General features: G+C 73.3%; 4 protein-coding genes. 2 read left to right on the top strand and 2 right to left on the bottom strand.

The window, feature by feature from the left end; translation table 11 throughout:
• Nucleotides 1-28: 28 nt before the first annotated feature.
• On the bottom strand, nt 29-208 hold the full coding sequence (locus FV233_RS31485; protein WP_246690133.1) for a hypothetical protein: 180 nt from the start codon (nt 206-208) through the stop codon (nt 29-31).
• A gap of 206 nt (nt 209-414) precedes the next feature.
• Between FV233_RS31485 and argE the strand changes: the two genes are divergently transcribed.
• Together argE and FV233_RS28925 are read left to right on the top strand one after the other, a co-directional pair.
• Nucleotides 415-1,599 carry an acetylornithine deacetylase gene (gene argE / locus FV233_RS28920; protein WP_147856942.1) on the top strand — a complete coding sequence of 395 codons (1,185 nt, stop codon included), beginning with the start codon at nt 415-417 and terminating at the stop codon, nt 1,597-1,599.
• A gap of 190 nt (nt 1,600-1,789) precedes the next feature.
• Nucleotides 1,790-2,257, top strand: coding sequence for a DoxX family membrane protein (locus tag FV233_RS28925; protein WP_147856943.1), 468 nt, complete (start codon nt 1,790-1,792; stop codon nt 2,255-2,257).
• A gap of 63 nt (nt 2,258-2,320) precedes the next feature.
• On the opposite strand, the gene FV233_RS28930 is transcribed toward FV233_RS28925, so the two are convergent.
• Nucleotides 2,321-2,892 (bottom strand): glutathione S-transferase family protein (locus FV233_RS28930; protein WP_147899584.1); only part of this gene is annotated, 572 nt, incomplete at its 5' end.

Raw genomic sequence — 2,892 nt, forward strand, 5'->3', positions numbered from 1 at the left:
CACCCCGTGGAGGGGAGGGGGCGGCGGTTCAGAAATCGGGCCCGGCCCCCGGGATCGTACCGCCGTAGCCCCAGCCGGTGAACGGAGGGGCCGCGACCCGCTCCCGGGTGGCCGGGGGCAGGGCGCGCATCCAGGGCCGCGGTTGCTGCCAGACCCGCCAGCCCCGGCGCCGGTCGCGCGCGGCCATGCGGGCCAGCGTCATGTCCATGTCGGATCCCCGCAAGTCGGACGCCGCGCGGTGGTGCGGTTCCCTCGGGCGCGGGCGGGCCTTGGCCGGGGCGATCGCCAGAAGCAGCGCCGCCGGCAGCAGGGCCGCGCGGATCGGGGCGGGCGCGGGGCAGGGTGGTTTTCGCGGGTCCGGAATCCGCGAAAACCCCGTAGGATGCCCTCACCCGAGACGATGCGAGCCGCCCGATGCCGATTCCCGCCCAGAACGCCCCCGCGCCGGATCCGGTCGACCTGCTCGGGACCCTCGTGGCCTTCGACACGGTGAGCGCCCGCTCGAACCTGCCGCTGATCGACTGGGCGGAAGGCTATTGCCGCCGCCACGGCGCCGCGGTCGCCCGCGTGCCCGACGCAACCGGGGCCAAGGCGGCCCTGCTCGTGAGCGTCGGCCCGTTCGAGACGCGACCCGGCTACGTGCTCTCCGGCCACAGCGACGTGGTGCCGGTCGAGGGCCAGCCCTGGTCGTCGGACCCGTTCGTCCTGCGGGAGGCGGCGGGCCGGCTTTACGGGCGCGGCACCTCCGACATGAAGGGGTTCCTCGCGGTCTGCCTCGCGCTCCTGCCCGAGATGGCGGCGGCGGAACTCGCGACCCCGCTCCATCTCGCGATCTCGTACGACGAGGAGGTCGGCTGCCTCGGGGTGCGCCCGCTGATCGCCCGGATGCTGGAGCGGGGCCCGCGCCCGCTGGGCTGCTTCGTGGGCGAGCCCACCGGCATGGACGTGGTGGTCGGGCACAAGGGCAAGTCCGCGTCCCGCCTCACCTTCCGGGGCAAGGCCAGCCACTCGGCCCTGGCGCCGGCGGGCGTCAACGCGGTGGAATACGCCGCCCGCTTCATTGAGCATGTCCGGCTGTCCGCGGAGGCGATCGCCCGGGACGGCGCCCGCGACCCGCTCTACGACGTGCCCCACACCACCGGCCTGTCGAGCGTGGTCCGGGGCGGCTCGGCGCTCAACATCGTGCCCGACAGCTGCAGCGTGGAATTCGAATACCGGGCGATCGGGGCCGACGATGCCGGGGCGCTGGCGGCGGCCGCGATCGCCTACGCCACCGACACCCTGGCGCCGCTGATGCGGGAGACGGACCCGGCCTGCGGCGTCGAGGTCGAGCCGCTGATCGACTATCCCGGCCTCGACACCGACCCCGAGGCGGCGATCGTGACGCTCGCCAAGCGGCTGGCCGGGCGCAACGGGCACGGCAAGGTCTCCTACGGCACGGAGGGCGGGCTGTTCGAGCGGCTGGGCGGCGTACCGGCGGTGGTGATCGGTCCGGGCTCGATCGCCCGGGCCCACAAGGCCGACGAGTACGTGACCCGGGACGAGCTGGCGGCCTGCGCGGACTTCGTCCGGCGGCTGATCCGGGACTGCCGGGCCTGAGAGACTTCGCAGTCTGGCGCGGCCTTCGACGCGCATAGTCTACGAAGGGTCCGCGAAGTCTGCGGCGGTCCGGCCGCCCCTCGTGGCGTCCTGCGAAGAAACGCCCGCCTCGAACGAGAAACCTTTGCGCCGCTCGCGGTTTGGATGGGCGGCGGGCCGCGAGGCCGGATCGGGAATCGGCGAGAAGCGCATGGCCAGCCTCAGCGTCGCGATCGCGTTCGGCGTCCGCCTGCTCCTGGTGCTGCTGTTCCTGCCGTTCAGCGCCCTCGACAAGATCCTCAACTTCAAGGGTGCGGTCGGCCAGGCCCGGCAGGCGGTGCACGCCACCGGGCCGGCGACCCTGCTGATCCTGATCGGGCTCGGCGTCGAGATCGGGATGTCGCTGTGCGTCCTGACCGGCACCGCCGACCGGGCGGCGGCCTTCGTGCTCGCCGGCTATTGCGGCGCCACCGCGCTGCTGTGGAAACAGTTCTGGGCGCCCGGCGACTTCTGGGCGGGCGGCAAGGGCCGCGAGCTGTTTTGGGATTTTTTGAAGAATTTCGCGCTGGCCGGAGGTTTTTTGCTCATCACCTTCGGGACGGGCGCCGGGACGGTCCAGGATTTCTTCGCCGACCCGCTCGCCTCGTCCCACCCCTACGCGGTCCAGGCCCGGCCATAGAATCCGGGATTCCCAAGGGCCCGCGGCCGTTGGGCGGGGTTCGGGGCGCGCAGCCCCGAGACGTCACCCTTGCGGTACGGTGGCGACCATCGAGGGCCGGCCCTCGAACACCGCGGACCAGGCGGCGGTGGCGGGGCGTCCCTCGCGCCAGGCGAGATCGGGGAAGCGCAGGTCGAGGTAGCCCAGCGCGCAGGCCATCGCGACCGTGCCGATATCGAGGACCGGCATGTCCGCCACCAGGGTCTCGAACCGGTCCAGCGCCGCCGTGATCTTGGCCACCTGGCCGGCTTCCCAGGCCGCCCAGCGCTGCGCCTCCGGGCGCAGGACCCGCTCGTAGCGGGTGAGCAGGGCGGCATCGAGCAGGCCGTCGGCGAGCGCCTGCCGGGTCAGCGCGTCCCAGCGCGCCGGACCCTCGGGGAACAGGCGCGGGCCGGCCGACAGGCCGTCGAGATACTCGCAGATCACCCGGCTGTCGTAGAGGGCGGTGCCGTCCTCCAGCACCAGGGCCGGGATCTTGCCCAGCGGATTGTGGGCGGCGACCTCGGGGGCGGGGCCGGTCGGGGAGGCCCCGGCGACGGTGACGGCGATTCTGTCGATCAGACCGGTCTCGTGGGCCAGCACCAGCACCTTGCGGG

Source organism: Methylobacterium sp. WL7, assembly GCF_008040085.1.
In the GTDB taxonomy this organism is placed as follows: Bacteria; Pseudomonadota; Alphaproteobacteria; order Rhizobiales; family Beijerinckiaceae; genus Methylobacterium; species Methylobacterium mesophilicum.